Source organism: Streptomyces sp. NRRL F-5122, assembly GCF_001507435.1.
Taxonomy (GTDB): Bacteria; Actinomycetota; Actinomycetes; order Streptomycetales; family Streptomycetaceae; genus Streptomyces; species Streptomyces lannensis.
In genome coordinates, this window is sequence record NZ_LMWH01000266.1 from 158839 (window position 1) to 172715 (window position 13877).

At 71.8% G+C, this 13877-nt stretch carries 10 protein-coding genes; 9 read left to right on the plus strand and 1 reads right to left on the minus strand.

What is annotated here, in order from left to right; genetic code table 11:
* The first annotated feature begins 211 nt into the window (after positions 1-211).
* From ADL25_RS36245 to ADL25_RS36270, 6 genes are all read left to right on the plus strand, one after another.
* A complete protein-coding gene (locus tag ADL25_RS36245; protein WP_059132152.1) occupies positions 212-2263 on the plus strand; it encodes an APC family permease in 2052 nt (683 codons plus the stop codon).
* A gap of 115 nt (positions 2264-2378) precedes the next feature.
* Positions 2379-3707 carry a class I SAM-dependent RNA methyltransferase gene (locus ADL25_RS36250; RefSeq protein WP_059132153.1) on the plus strand — a complete coding sequence of 443 codons (1329 nt, stop codon included), beginning with the start codon at positions 2379-2381 and terminating at the stop codon, positions 3705-3707.
* Between the two features lie 125 nt (positions 3708-3832).
* Positions 3833-4960, plus strand: a complete 1128-nt coding sequence (locus ADL25_RS36255) for a helix-turn-helix domain-containing protein (RefSeq protein ID WP_234381179.1) — start codon at positions 3833-3835, stop codon at positions 4958-4960.
* 390 nt (positions 4961-5350) lie between these two features.
* Positions 5351-6193, plus strand: coding sequence for an alpha/beta hydrolase (locus tag ADL25_RS36260; protein WP_059132154.1), 843 nt, complete (start codon positions 5351-5353; stop codon positions 6191-6193).
* 601 nt (positions 6194-6794) lie between these two features.
* The gene (locus ADL25_RS36265; RefSeq protein WP_059132155.1) at positions 6795-7757 is read left to right on the plus strand and encodes a helix-turn-helix domain-containing protein; all 963 of its coding nucleotides are present in this window, start codon (positions 6795-6797) and stop codon (positions 7755-7757) included.
* 398 nt (positions 7758-8155) lie between these two features.
* Complete coding sequence (locus ADL25_RS36270; RefSeq protein ID WP_059132156.1) at positions 8156-8878, plus strand: CDP-alcohol phosphatidyltransferase family protein; 723 nt, start codon at positions 8156-8158, stop codon at positions 8876-8878.
* Here ADL25_RS36270 and ADL25_RS36275 read toward each other — a convergent pair.
* Positions 8838-9317 (minus strand): adenylyltransferase/cytidyltransferase family protein, encoded by a 480-nt coding sequence (locus tag ADL25_RS36275; protein ID WP_059132157.1) that lies wholly within the window; start codon positions 9315-9317, stop codon positions 8838-8840. The genes ADL25_RS36270 and ADL25_RS36275 overlap by 41 nt on opposite strands.
* A 362-nt stretch (positions 9318-9679) precedes the next feature.
* Between ADL25_RS36275 and ADL25_RS36280 the strand changes: the two genes are divergently transcribed.
* The 3 genes from ADL25_RS36280 to ADL25_RS36290 are packed head-to-tail and all read left to right on the plus strand — an operon-like array spanning position 9680 to position 13874.
* Entirely contained in the window at positions 9680-10885 is a 1206-nt protein-coding gene (locus ADL25_RS36280) for a glycosyltransferase family 4 protein (RefSeq protein WP_059132263.1), read from the plus strand.
* Positions 10882-12573, plus strand: coding sequence for a lipopolysaccharide biosynthesis protein (locus ADL25_RS36285; RefSeq protein ID WP_059132158.1), 1692 nt, complete (start codon positions 10882-10884; stop codon positions 12571-12573). The genes ADL25_RS36280 and ADL25_RS36285 overlap by 4 nt, the downstream gene beginning before the upstream one ends.
* Positions 12570-13874, plus strand: coding sequence for a hypothetical protein (locus ADL25_RS36290; RefSeq protein ID WP_234381180.1), 1305 nt, complete (start codon positions 12570-12572; stop codon positions 13872-13874). Before ADL25_RS36285 ends, ADL25_RS36290 begins: the two co-directional genes overlap by 4 nt.
* The last annotated feature ends 3 nt before the right edge of the window (positions 13875-13877 follow it).

Below are 13877 nucleotides of genomic sequence, written 5' to 3' on the forward strand. Positions count from 1 at the left end.
CCGAAACGCCAAGGACAGGGTCTCAGACCGCCGCCCAAGCTACACACGCACGGTCCGCGGGGGGCACCCCTGTGCAGGCGTGCCGGGCCCTTCGTGCGTCGGCGGCCGCCGATGTCGATCTTCGGACGGGACCCGGCTCCGGTTGCACTCGTGACGCCGATCCATGTCGGGGGTGGAGCGCGTCCGGTTCGAGCCTTTACGATCCTCTCTTGTGTCCAAACTGACCGACGTGCCCAAACGCATCCTCATCGGGCGCGCCCTGCGCAGTGACCGACTCGGGGAGACGCTCCTGCCCAAGCGCATCGCCCTCCCCGTCTTCGCGTCCGACCCGCTCTCCTCCGTGGCCTACGCGCCGGGCGAGGTGCTGCTGGTCCTGTCCATCGCGGGCGTGTCGGCCTACCACTTCAGCCCCTGGATCGCGGTCGCGGTCGTGGTGCTGATGTTCACGGTGGTCGCCTCCTACCGGCAGAACGTCCACGCCTACCCGAGCGGCGGCGGCGACTACGAGGTGGCGACGACCAACCTCGGGCCCAAGGCCGGTCTCACCGTCGCCAGCGCCCTGCTCGTCGACTACGTCCTCACGGTCGCCGTCTCGATCGCCTCGGGCATCGAGAACCTGGGCTCGGCGGTCCCGTTCGTGGTCGAGCACAAGGTGCTCTGCGCGGTCGCCGTCGTGGTGTTGCTCACGTTGATGAACCTGCGCGGGGTCAAGGAGTCGGGCAAGCTCTTCGCCATCCCGACGTACGTCTTCGTCGCGGGCGTCTTCATCATGATCGTCTGGGGCGCGTTCCGGGGCCTCGTCCTCGGCGACACGATGCGGGCGCCCACGGCGGCGTTCCACATCAAGGCCGAGCACCAGGGGATAGCCGGCTTCGCCCTGGTCTTCCTGCTGCTGCGCGCCTTCTCCTCCGGCTGTGCCGCGCTCACCGGCGTCGAGGCGATCTCCAACGGCGTTCCGGCCTTCCGCAGGCCCAAGTCGAGGAACGCGGCGACCACCCTCGCGATGATGGGCCTGCTCGCGGTCACGATGTTCTGCGGGATCATCGCCCTCGCCATGGCCACCAAGGTCCGGATGGCCGAGAAGCCGGCCACCGACCTGCTCCACAACGGCACAGCGGTGGGCTCCGGCTACGTTCAGAACCCGGTGATCTCACAGGTCGCCGAGGCCGTCTTCGGCAAGGGCAGCTTCCTGTTCATCGTGCTGGCGGCGGCCACCGCACTGGTGCTGTTCCTCGCCGCCAACACCGCCTACAACGGATTCCCGCTGCTCGGCTCGATCCTCGCCCAGGACCGCTATCTGCCGCGCCAGCTGCACACCCGTGGCGACCGCCTCGCCTTCTCCAACGGCATCGTGCTGCTCGCGGGTGCGGCGGCCCTGCTGATCTTCATCTACGGCGCCGACTCGACCCGGCTCATCCAGCTGTACATCGTCGGTGTGTTCGTGTCGTTCACGCTCAGCCAGACCGGCATGGTCAAGCACTGGAACCGGCACCTGGCCACCGAGACCGACCAGGCCAAGCGCCGTCACATGGTCCGCTCGCGCGCCATCAACGCCTTCGGCGCCTTCTTCACCGGCCTGGTCCTGGTCGTCGTCCTGGTCACCAAGTTCACGCACGGCGCCTGGGTCGCCCTGCTGGGCATGTGCATCTTCTACGCGACGATGACCGCGATCCGTAAGCACTATGACCGTGTGGCCGAGGAGCTCACCGCCCCCGAGGGCCCGAGCGACGACAGCGTCCGCCCGTCGCGCGTCCACTCGGTGGTCCTCATCTCCAAGATCCACCGCCCCACGCTGCGCGCCCTCGCCTACGCCAAGCTGATGCGCTCCGACAGCCTGGAGGCGCTCAGCGTCAACGTGGATCCCGCGGAGACGAAGGCGCTGAAGGACGAGTGGGAGCGGCGTGGCATCGACGTACCGCTGAAGATCCTCGACTCCCCGTACCGCGAGATCACCCGCCCGGTGATCGAGTACGTGAAGAACCTGCGCCGCGAGTCGCCGCGGGACGCCGTGTCCGTGATCATCCCGGAGTACGTGGTGGGCCGCTGGTACGAGCATCTGCTGCACAACCAGAGCGCGCTGAGGCTGAAGGGCCGGCTGCTGTTCTCGCCCGGTGTCATGGTGACCTCGGTGCCCTACCAGCTGCAGTCCTCGGAAGCCGCCAAGCTCCGGGCCCGCAGGCGCCAGGACTGGAGCGCTCCGGGCGCCGTGCGCCGCGGTCCCGCGCACGAGCGGGCCAGGGAGTCATCGGCTTCGCAGGGCTGAGGCCCTGCCGCGCTGTGGTGAACGGCCGGACGACACCCACGTAGACTGGTGGGCTGTTGTCCGGCTGCGCCGGTCTCGTAGCCGTTCCCCCTCTCGTATCTGGAGTCGACCCGCCATGCAGGCAGAACCGAAGAAATCGCTGGTGGGGGAGGAGTACGAGGTCGAGATCGGCCCCGTCGCCCACGGCGGTCACTGCATCGCCCGCACGGACGAGGGCCAGGTCCTCTTCGTCCGGCACACGCTGCCCGGTGAGCGGGTCGTGGCCCGGGTCACCGAGGGCGAGGAGGGCGCCCGCTTCCTGCGTGCGGACGCGGTGCGGGTGCTCGAGGCGTCGAAGGACCGCGTCGACGCGCCCTGCCCCTACTCAGGACCCGGCCGGTGCGGCGGCTGCGACTGGCAGCACGCCAAGCCGGGCGCACAGCGCCGTCTGAAGGGCGAGGTGATCGCCGAGCAGCTGCGACGGCTCGCGGACCTCACCCCCGAGGAGGCGGGCTGGGACGGCACGGTGGTGCCCGCCGAGGGCGACAAGCTGCCCGCGGGCGAGGTGCCGGCCTGGCGTACCCGGGTGCAGTACGCCGTGGACGCCTCGGGCAGGGCGGGCCTGCGCCGGCATCGCTCGCACGAGGTGGAGCCGATCGACCACTGCATGATCGCCGCTCCGGGCGTCAGTGAGCTGGGTGTGGAGAAGCGGGACTGGACGGGCATGGACTCGGTCGAGGCGATCGCCGCGACCGGCTCGCAGGACCGCCAGGTGATCCTGACCCCGAAGCCGGGCGCGCGGCTGCCGCTCGTGGAACTGGACCGGCCGGTGTCGGTGCTGCGGGTCGACGAGAAGTCCGGCGGGGTGCACCGTGTCCACGGCCGGCCCTTCGTCCGGGAACGGGCCGACGGCCGCACGCACCGCGTGGGCGGCGGCGGGTTCTGGCAGGTCCACCCGAAGGCGGCGGACACGCTGGTGACGGCGGTGATGCAGGGGCTGCTGCCGCGCAAGGGCGAGATGGCGCTCGATCTGTACTGCGGCGTGGGCCTGTTCGCGGGCGCGCTCGCCGACCGGATCGGGGAGAAGGGCGCGGTGCTGGGCATCGAGTCCGGCAAGCGCGCGGTGGAGGACGCGCGGCACAACCTCGCCGACTTCCCGCGCGTGCGCATCGAGCAGGGCAAGGTCGAATCGGTCCTGCCGCGCACCGGGATCACCGAGGTCGACCTGATCGTCCTGGACCCGCCGCGCACGGGCGCGGGCCGCGGCACGGTGGAGCACCTCTCCGGCCTGGGCGCCCGCCGCATCGCCTACGTGGCCTGCGATCCGGCCGCGCTGGCCCGCGATCTGGCGTACTTCCGTGAGGGCGGGTACCAGGTGCGGACGCTGAGGGCGTTCGATCTTTTCCCGATGACGCACCATGTGGAGTGCGTGGCGATTCTGGAGCCCGCCGGCAAGGGTGCCTGACCTGCGGTCCTGTCCGTCCGCGTGATGGCCGTCGTACGTGTGACGGGCGACGGCGCGACACCGGACGGCATGGCCCCGGCGCCCGTCGTCCCGCCGACCGACAAGATGCCCGGACCGTGCGAAACTTGGCCTCTGGTTTCGAACAGGGGGCAGTCGTGCTGCTGCTGGATCTCGACACCGTGGCACGCCACGAACGCGTTGACGCCTTCCAGTACGCGCTGGACCTCTCCGTACCGAACGACGTCGAGCACGAGGACCCGGACGCGGAGCTCCACGCGCGGTTCGACATGTGGCGCGTGGGAGCGGTCGACCTCGTCGAGGTGCACAGCACCGGGTTCCAGGTGCGGCGCACGGAGAAGCACCTGCGCAGACTGCGGGAACGGCCCGTGGTGTCCGTCTCGTTGCAGACGGGCGGCACCGGGCGTGTGGAGTTCGGCGGACGGCAGCAGTTCCTCGGTCCGGACGACATCTACGTTCAGCACGAGGTCTGCGCCCGGACCTACGGCTGGTCGGGGTCCGGAGCCTCACAGGCCGTGCTGATCGACGCCGAACGGCTGGGGCTCCCGGTCGAGTCGGTGGTGGAGGCGGCCTTCCGGCTGCGGGCCAGCCCGATGTACGACCTGGTGCTCGGGCATCTGCGCGGGCTGTGGCGCGATCCGGCCCTCGTGGAGGCCGATCCCGGTGCCTCGGCGCTGTCGGACGCGACCGTCGGCCTCGTCCGGGCGCTGCTCGTCTCCGCCGCCCACGACCCGGGTGATCCGCCGGTCGGAGCCGCCATGGACGACACCCTCCTCACCCGCATCCTGGCCTATCTGCGCAGGCACTTGACCGAGCCCGACCTCACCCCGGAGCGCGTCGCCGCGGAGCACGCGATATCGCGGCGCCATCTGTACGCCGTGCTCGGCCGGGCGGGCATCAGCCTCGAGCAGTGGCTGATCGAGGAGCGGCTGGGGAGGGCCCGCGCCCTGCTGGCGTCCCCGTCGTACCGCGGCCTCACCGTGGCCGCGGTCGCGGCCCGGTGCGGCTTCGGCAGCGCAAGTCACTTCACCCGCCGTTTCCGGACGGCCTACGGGCTCACCCCACGCGAATGGCGGCGGCACGCGGAGAACGAGGCGGTGGCGAAGGCATCGCTCGTGCTCTCCGGGGCGGCCGGCCCCCTGGCGTTCGTGCCCGCCGTGTCCTCTGCGGACGCCGCTGTCCTCGTCCCGGGAACCGCCGGCGACGTTCCGCCGCCCGAGTCGGACCGCGGGTAGACACCGGCACGGCGCGGCCCCCACGGGGACGGGCCGCGTGCCACGGCGACCGCCGGGCGTCCCCGCGGGGCCCGCGCTCCGGCCCGCTGCATCCGGGCTCTTGACCTGCGGTGTCGAGCCCTTGTCCCAGCATGCAGGAACCCGCCGGTCCATGGCCCGTCCCGGGCGACGCGACCCAGGATGGTGGGGGTGGGCCGACGCCGTCGGCGGACGCGAGGGGGAGGGGCCGATGGGGTACGCGAGGTGGCCTCGTCCCGGACCGGTCGTCCCGGTGGCCGCGATGCCGCAGCGGACGGAGAACCGGGCCGGACCTCATGGCGTCCGCACCCCGACCGTGGGTCCGCTGAGCGGCGCATCCGCCCCGACACCTCCTGAGACAAGGACTCTCCCATGACAACCGCGGAAGAACTCGAACGCATCGCACGCATCAACGCCGGTGGCCGCACCCCCGTCGTCTTCGTGCACGGACTCTGGCTGCTCCCCAGCAGTTGGGACCGGTGGACCACGGTCTTCGACGAGGCGGGTTACGCCTCGCTCACCCCGGGCTGGCCGGACGACCCGGACACCGTCGCCGAGGCCCATGCCCATCCCGAGGTGTTCGCGGGCAAGAGTGTCGGCCAGGTGGCCGACCACTTCGCGGACGTCATCGGACGGCTCGAGCGCAAGCCCGTTGTGATAGGCCACTCCTTCGGCGGGCTGATCACGCAGATGATCGCCGGCCGTGGGCTGGCCGCGGTGTCCGTGGCCATCGACCCCGCCCCCTTCCAGGGTGTCCTGCCCCTGCCGTTCTCGTCGCTGCGCGCCGCGAGCGCGGTGCTGGGCAACCCGGCGAACTACCACCGGGCCGTGCCGCTCACCTACGAGCAGTTCCGCTACGCCTTCGCCAACGCGGTGAGCGAGGAGGAGGCCAGGGAGCTGTACGAGCGGTTCGCCGTGCCGGCGCCGGGCGAGCCCCTGTTCCAGGCGGCGGTCGCCAACATCAATCCCTGGAGCGAGGTCAAGGTCGACACCCAGTCACCGGAGCGCGGTCCGCTGCTGATCGTCTCCGGCGAGAAGGACCACACGGTCCCCTGGGCCATCGCCAACGCCTCGTACAAGAAGCAGGAGCGCAACGAGCACGCGGTGACCGAGATCCACGAGATGCCCGGGCGCGGGCACGCCCTGACCATCGACAACGGGTGGCGTGAAGTGGCCGATACGGTACTGGCCTTCGTGTCGCGCTTCGCCAAGTGACCCGTCCGGGCCCTCCGCAGGGCCCGGGTGCCGGGGACCGGGCCCCTGCCCGTCCCCGGCACGCGCGTGTTCCGCCGTGCGGAGGGCTCGGGCGAGTGGCCGTCCGGGACGTGACCCCGAGCAACCGGGAGGTTCTTCACGGGCGGTCGGCGACCGTGCGGGAGGACCGCCTCGGCTGCTCGCCGACCCGCTGGTCCGCCGGACCGGACGCCGCGATCCGGCCGATCCGGTGCCGCCGGGTGGTGAGCGGGCGCGGGTCCGCGGGCGGACCCGCGGCGCGCAACTCCCGTCTGCGCTCGCGGGGAGTGGAAGGTGTGCAGCGCGTGCCCCGGAACCTCACCGGTCCGCGCGCGCGGTCGTGGCACCGCCGTGCGCCGTGGGCGAGACCCGCTCGGGCGCGGGAGACCCCTGTTTTCGGCGCCCGGCATCGCGAAGGCGGCCGGAAGCGTTCCGGGCCCGGCCCCGCCGGAGGCCGAATTCTGATCTGTACGTGCGCAGTTCTGGCCCTTGTGTGCTCTCTCGGGGCGCGGCCCGCTCCGCAGCCTCGTCCGCGCCGCCCCGGCGACTAATCTCCCCACGTGTCACCGTGGGAAGGACGACCATGACCACCACGACCTGGCGGACGGCGACCGTCCCGCTGGAGGACCGCGCCGAGGCACTGCGCCAGACCATCCGGCGACAGGTCGTACCGGTCGATCTCGTGCTGCCGCGCGAGCCCGAGTGCGTGTACGCGGATGTGACGATCACGGACATCGGTGCCCTCCAGGTGAGTTCCGTGCGGGCGAATCCCGCGACCGTGCACCGCACCGCCAAACTGGCCCGGGCCGACGACGAGCCCGTGGTCTTCATCAGCCTCCAGGTGTCCGGGGAGAGCACCGTCGTCCAGGACGGGCGCAGCGCCGTGCTGCGGCCGGGCGACATCGCCTTCTACGACACAAGACGGCCGTACACGCTGCTGTTCGACCGCGGTGTGGACATGCACTTCTTCCGCGTCCCGGTGCGCGACATCGCCCTGTCCGACGAGGTCATCGGCCAGGCGGTCGCACGCAGACTGGGACCCGACGGCACGGTCAGCGGGATGGCGACGGGCTATCTGACCCGACTGGCGGAGCGTCGCGAGCAGTTCGACGCGACCGCCGCGCATCTGCTCGCAGCGCCGAGCATGGAACTGATCCGGGCGGTGCTGGCGGCCCAGTCGGACCGGCCGTGGCTCATGGCCCGGGCCCTGCACGAGGCACTCGCCGTACGCATCCTCGAGCACATGCGGGCGCATGTGGCGAACCCGGATCTGTCACCGGCGAGCGTCGCCCGTGCGCACCACATATCGGTCCGCCACCTCTATGCGATCCTGGCGCGCAGCGGCATCGGGTTCGGTGACTGGGTACGCGCCGAACGGCTCGACGCCTGCCGCCGTGAACTCTCACGGGTGCCGCCGACCACGGAGACGATCGCCGCACTGGCCCCCCGGTGGGGCTTCAAGTCCCCGTCGCACTTCAGCCGTGCGTTCAAGGCGGCCTACGGAATGTCGCCGCAGGCGTGGCGCGAGTTGAGGCACCTGTCCTGACGGCTGCCGCCCACCGGCCGTCGTCCGCGAGACCGCCGTGGTGCGGGACGCGCCGGGCTCCGTGAGCCGAGCAGCTTCGACATGCAGGACGTCGAACGGCGTTACGGGTTCCCGCGGATCGCCGGCCGCTCACAGGTCCCGGACGTCAATGGCCCACGGGTGCCTGGCCGTTCCGGGTCGGCCGAGGAGCTGTCAGGCCTTCACGTTCCCGAAGCCGCCGGCTTCCCAGGAGCGGACGGGACACCGGTGCCGAACGGCCGCACCGACTCCCTGTACGCTGCCGCGACGACACCCCTGGTTTCCGGTCAGTTTTCCGATCACTCGCCATCGCATGCGGTCACCTGTGATGATGTGGATCAGGGGAGTGACCGGTGAGGTCATGAGATCCGGGGGGATCGATGAGCACTACGACGACGTCCGCGCTGATACGGCTGAAGTCCGCGCAGAAGAGCGCGAAGGGTGTGTCGCTGTATTCGCGGTTCGTGAACCGGCCCGCGGGCCGGTATCTGGCCGCCGGAGCCTACCGGCTCGGGCTGACACCGAATCATGTCACCGCGATCAGCGCGGCGTTCAGCTTCGCGGCCGTTCTGGTGGCGGCGGTCGCCGGGCCCACCTGGGCCGTGGGCCTCGTGGTGTGGCTGGGGCTCGCGGTGGGGTTCGCCTTCGACTCCGCCGACGGGCAGCTCGCCCGGCTGCGCGGCGGCGGCAGCGCGGTGGGTGAGTGGCTCGACCATGTGGTCGACTGCGCCAAGATCACCGCGTTGCACACCGCCGTGCTGATCTCCTTCTACCGGCACCCCGGTCACTTCGGGACCGAGGCCGACGGCTGGCTGCTGGTGCCGCTCGGCTTCCAACTCGCCGCCGTCGTCACGTTCTTCGGCGGGTTGCTCACCGAGCAGCTCAAGCCCAAGGCGGCCCCGGGCGACCGCGCCGAGCCCTCCACGGCACGCGCGGTGGCCCTGCTGCCGGTCGACCACGGGGTGTTCTGCCTGGTGTTCCTGCTGCTCGGTGGCGGCGGCGCCTTCCGCTGGGCCTACACCGTCCTCGCCGTCGCCGCCGCGCTCTTCCTCGTCGCCTTCCTCACCAAGTGGTTCCGGGAGCTGTCCGCAGTTCATCGGTGAACCGCGTCCCGTCGAGGGCGTCGATGGCGCGTCGCAACTGGGTGCTCGACGTGTGCACGGTGTACGGGAAGTAGACGACGTCCACGCCGACCGTGGCGAAGTCCCGCTCCAGCCGCTCCCCCTTCGGCGTGTCCCGCCAGTCGTCGCCCTTGAACAGCACGTCGAAGCGGACCTGCTTCCACGTCTCCAGCTTGTCCGGCACGGTCTCGACGAACGCGGCGTCCACGTACCGGATGCTGCGTACGATCTCCAGCCGTTCGACCAGCGGGATCATCGGCCGTCTGCCCTTGGCCCGTTCGGCCATCTCGTCCGAGACCACGCCTGCCACCAGGTAGTCGCACTGGGCGCGTGCGTGGCGCAGGATGTTCAAGTGCCCGATGTGGAAAAGATCGTAGGCGCCCGGCGCGTAGCCCACGCGATACGGCTTGCTCGATGGCACAGATGCCCCCCTTGTTCGATGGTGTCCCCCAGTGCGCACCCCTTTGCGGGGGATGCACAGACTTTGACGATAGCGTTCATGCTCGGTGCAGGAAGGGTGAACAATTAGGGTGCGCCCTGGTTCACTTCTGTCAGGGTGTGGGACCGGGGGGTCCTGGTAAGGCGTGGACGCACAGGGGAGGCCGCAGAGGCGGCCGGGGGGAAAGGTTTCGGCTGGTGACAGAGGCCCACAACGAGCGTCGTGAACGGGACGGGCGCGTGGCTGCGCACACACCGGGCTCCGTGCCGCGGCAGCGCACCACCCAGCCGGACGTCGCCGCCGGCGGGTCGGGCGGGTCCGCCCCGTCCGGACGCCGATTGCTCGTGGTGTCCACCAACTACGCGCCCGAGCACACCGGTATCGGCCCCTACGCCACCGGCGTCGCCGAGCACTGGGCGAGCCGCGGGCACGACACCCATGTGCTGGCCGGGCTTCCCCACTATCCGTCCTGGCGCCTGGATCCCGCCTACCGCGGGGTGTGGCGGGCCACCGAGCAGCGGGCCGGGGTCACCGTGCACCGTCGCCGGCACACCGTTCCGGCGCGCCAGAGCGCCCTGCGCAGAGCCCTGTTCGAGGGGTCGATACTCGCCCACGGTCTTGTCGCCCCGCCCCGCACCGGTCGACTCGACGCCGTGCTCGCCCAACTGCCCAGTCTCGCGGGCGGGGTGCTCGGCGCCCGTATCGCCGCCCGGCATCACGCCCCGTACGTGCCGGTCGTGCAGGACCTCATGGGCGCCGCGGCCGCGCAGTCCGGCATCCAGGGGGGCGGTCGCGCCGCGGAGCTGGCCGAGCGCGCGGAGTCCTGGGTGCTGCGGCGAGCCACCCTCGTCGGCGTCATCCATGAGACGTTCGTCGAACGGGTGCGGGCCATGGGCGTGGACCCGGGACGCATCCGTCTGGTCCCCAACTGGTCGCACATACAGGCCCCTTCGGCCCTTCGCGCGCAGACCCGGGAGCGCCTCGGCTGGCGACCGGAGCAGACCGTGGTCCTGCACTCCGGAAACATGGGCCTGAAGCAGGGGCTCGACGTGCTGGTGGAGGCGGCCCGCCGGGATCCCGCCACCCGCGTCGTGCTGATGGGCGACGGCAATCAGCGCGAGCACCTTGTGAGCCGCGCCGAAGGGCTGCCCAACCTGGAGTTCCTGCCTTCGGTGGACGACGCGGACTTCCCCGACGTGCTGGCCGCGGCCGATGTGCTCGCCGTGACCCAGCGTGCCTCGGTCCTCGACATGAGCGTCCCGTCCAAGCTCACCTCCTATTTCGCGGCGGGCCGCCCGGTGGTCGCCTCCGTCGCCGCCGAGGGCGGAACGGCCCGCGAGGTGCTGCGCTCCGGAGCCGGTCTGCTGGTGGAACCGGAGAATCCCGATCAGTTCCTGTCAGCGGTGCGTAGACTCGCCGAAGATCCGGTGACGGCAGACGAGTTGGGCGCGGCGGGACCGCGCCATGTGGCTGCCCATCTGTCACGGGAGGCGGGTCTTGCGCGGATCGACGCGTTGATCGACGAGGTGTTGGGGGGTCTTGCCCGGTGAGCGACACACACGTTCCCCTCCGGGGCGAGGACGAGCCGGAGCAGTTGCGTGAGCAGTTCCGGCAGCTGCTGCGCTACCGCTGGCTGATCGGCGGCGGCGTCGGTGTCGGGCTGTTGGCCGGTGCCTGGCTCGGCATCACCGGCGCCGACAGCTACGCCGCCACCACCGACATCGTGCTGCGCGCTCCCACCAGCGACCCGTTTGCGCCGACCCTCTCCAGCGACAAGGCGCTCAACATGGGGTCCGAGCGGCAGACGGCGCTCAGCCGCAAGGTCGCCGAGGAGGCCGCGAAGCGGCTCGGCCTCGCCGCGGACGAGGTCGACCGGCTCCAGCACGGACTCCAGGTCACCAACCCGCCGCAGACCCTCGTGCTGCACTTCTCGTACACCGGTTCCGACCCGAAGGAGGCGGCGCGCCGCGCCAACGCCCTCACCCAGTCCTATATCGACCTGCGCAAGGAGCAGTGGGAGTCCGTCCAGGGGTCGATGCTCAAGAGCCTGCAGAACCAGCTCAATCCCGTCGCCAAGCAGAACGACGAACTCTCCAAGCGGCTCAAGCAGTTGCCCGACGGCTCCGCCGCGGACTCCGCCTATGCCGTGCAGGCCAACCTGCTCAGCCGCATCACCGAACTGAGCAGCAAGATCACCAGTCTGAAGATGCTCGACATGACGCCCGGCAGCGTGATCCGCAACGCCACCGCGCCCACCTCGCCCGACGGCCCCGGCCTGCCGCTCTCGCTGGGACTCGGCGGCCTCGTCGGCGTCGGTCTCGGTCTGCTCGGCGCCTGGATGCGCCTGGTCTTCGACCCCGCGCCGCGCTCGGCCGGTGACGTGGCCCGCGCGGTGCACGGTCCCGTCCTCGGCGCGCTGCCGCGCGGCTCGGCCGGTGCCCTGGTGGTCGGCCGCACCGACTCCCGGGCGGCCGAGGAGTACCGTTCGATCGCCTTCCGGCTCGCCTACGACGAGAGGTTCGCCGACCGGCGCCGGCTGCTCGTCGTCGCCCCCCGCGGCTCCATGGAGTCCAGCGTGGGGGTTGCGGCCAACCTCGCCGCGTCCTTCGCGGAGACCGGCAAGAACGTGCTGCTCGTGGAGGCCGACCTGCGCACTCCGTCCCTCTCCGAACGCCTCGATGTGTCCGCCGCCTCCCGGCCCCGCTGGAGCAGCACCGTCGAGCCCGCCGAGGGCGAGTGGCCCGGTCCCGGAAAACTCCTGGTCGACGCGGGGGAGTCCGGGGCCTTCGGCCTCGTTCCCGGCGAGCGGGTGCGCAACGTCCCTCGCGCGCTGACCTCCGCGCGGACGACCCGGCTGATCGCCGAGGCCGACGACCCCGATGCCACCGTCGTGGTTGTCGCCCCGCCCGTCCTCGCCTATGCCGACGCCCTCGCGCTCGTCGACCGCGTGGACGGGGTGCTCATCGTCTGCGACCCGCGCACCGTGCACCGGGCCGACCTCGTCCGCATCCGGGAGCTGATCGTCGGTGCCGGCGGGACCGTGCTCGGCGCGGTGACGCACACCGATTCGCACAGGCGCGAGGCGGCCGCCCGCCGCAACTCCCGGCGCCGTGCGGCCAAGAGCCCGGCGGTCCGGCCGGCGGCCCGGCCCGGCACCCGCCTCGAGACCGAGCGGCACATCGACGGTGACGGCAGCGACACGATCGCTCTGCGCACCGTCCGCTCGGGGGACCGGTGACCGCCGCGGGGGACCAGCCGCCGGCCCCGGGCCCGTCGCGGGAACCGCGGCGTTCGACGGCCGCGTTCGCCTCGGTGCTCGACCAGGCGGCGTCCAGCCTCACCAACATCGCCGTGCTGGTCATCGCCGCCCGTGTCTCCACCGCGCACGGGTTCGCCACCTTCTCGATGGTCTACCTGACCTTCACGGTGCTGCTCGGCCTCAACATGGCGTACGTGGGCCAGGCGGTCGTCCTCATCCGCGGCGGTACCGCGACGACGGGTGCCGCCTGCCGGTCCGCGATTGCGTTCACCGCGCTGGGCGCCACCGCCGCCGGCGTCCTGCTCGCCGCCGTCGGCGCGGGATCCGCCGCCCTCACCGGCGGCTGGGCCGGGCCGGGCGGAGCCTTCCTCGCCCTGGGTCTCGTCCTGCCGCTGGTGCTGGTGCAGGACGGGCTGCGCTACGCGTTCTCCACCCTGCGGCGCCCCGGCCTGGCGCTGGCCGCGGACAGCCTGCGCCTGGTGTGTGTGGTGCCCGCGTTGCTGCTTCAGCCCCGGCACACCTCCCCGGGGCTGCTCGTGGCCGTGTGGGGACTGTCCGCCGTGCCCGCACTGCTGCTCGGCCTGTTCCTGCTGTGGCCCCATGTGCGCGGCACCCGGGCCGACCTGTTGCCCTATGTGCGCCGGGGCCATCTGGGACAGCGCTTCGTGGTGGAGTTCGCCGTGGGCAACGCCTCCAGCCAGCTCGCCGTGCTCGGCCTCGGGCTGTTCGCCGCTCCGCTGGCGGTCGGAGCGCTGCGCGGTGCCACCACGCTCTTCGGCCCGCTCAACGTCCTGTTCAACTCGGTCAACGCGTTCGGGCCGCCGCTGCTGGGCCGGCTCGGGGGCCGCCGGGCCACCGCGCGCGCCGCGGCCGGGCTCGGCGCGCTGCTCTGTGCCGTCGGTCTCGCCTGGGGACTGGTGCTGTACGCCCTGCCCGACGGCATGGGGCGTCAACTCCTCGGAGCCACCTGGCAGTCGGCCTCCGCGCTGCTGCCCGCCTCGGGCGCCCAGTACGCTGTGATGGGCCTCGGCACCTGTGCCCTGGTGACCCTGCGGGTGCTCAGCCCGCGGGCCACGCTGTCGGTGCAGGTGGTGTTCTCGCTGCTCTCGGTCGTCCTCATGCTCGGCGGGTACGCGCTGACCGGCTCGGCGCTCGGCGCCGCCTGGGGGCTTGCCGCGGGTTCCGCGCTGAAGGCGGTGGCGGCCTGGACGCGCGTCGCCCGTCTGCGTGTGGAGGAGCAGCCCGCTGCGGCGCCGGTCCCGGCGGTCCCCACGGGCTGAGAG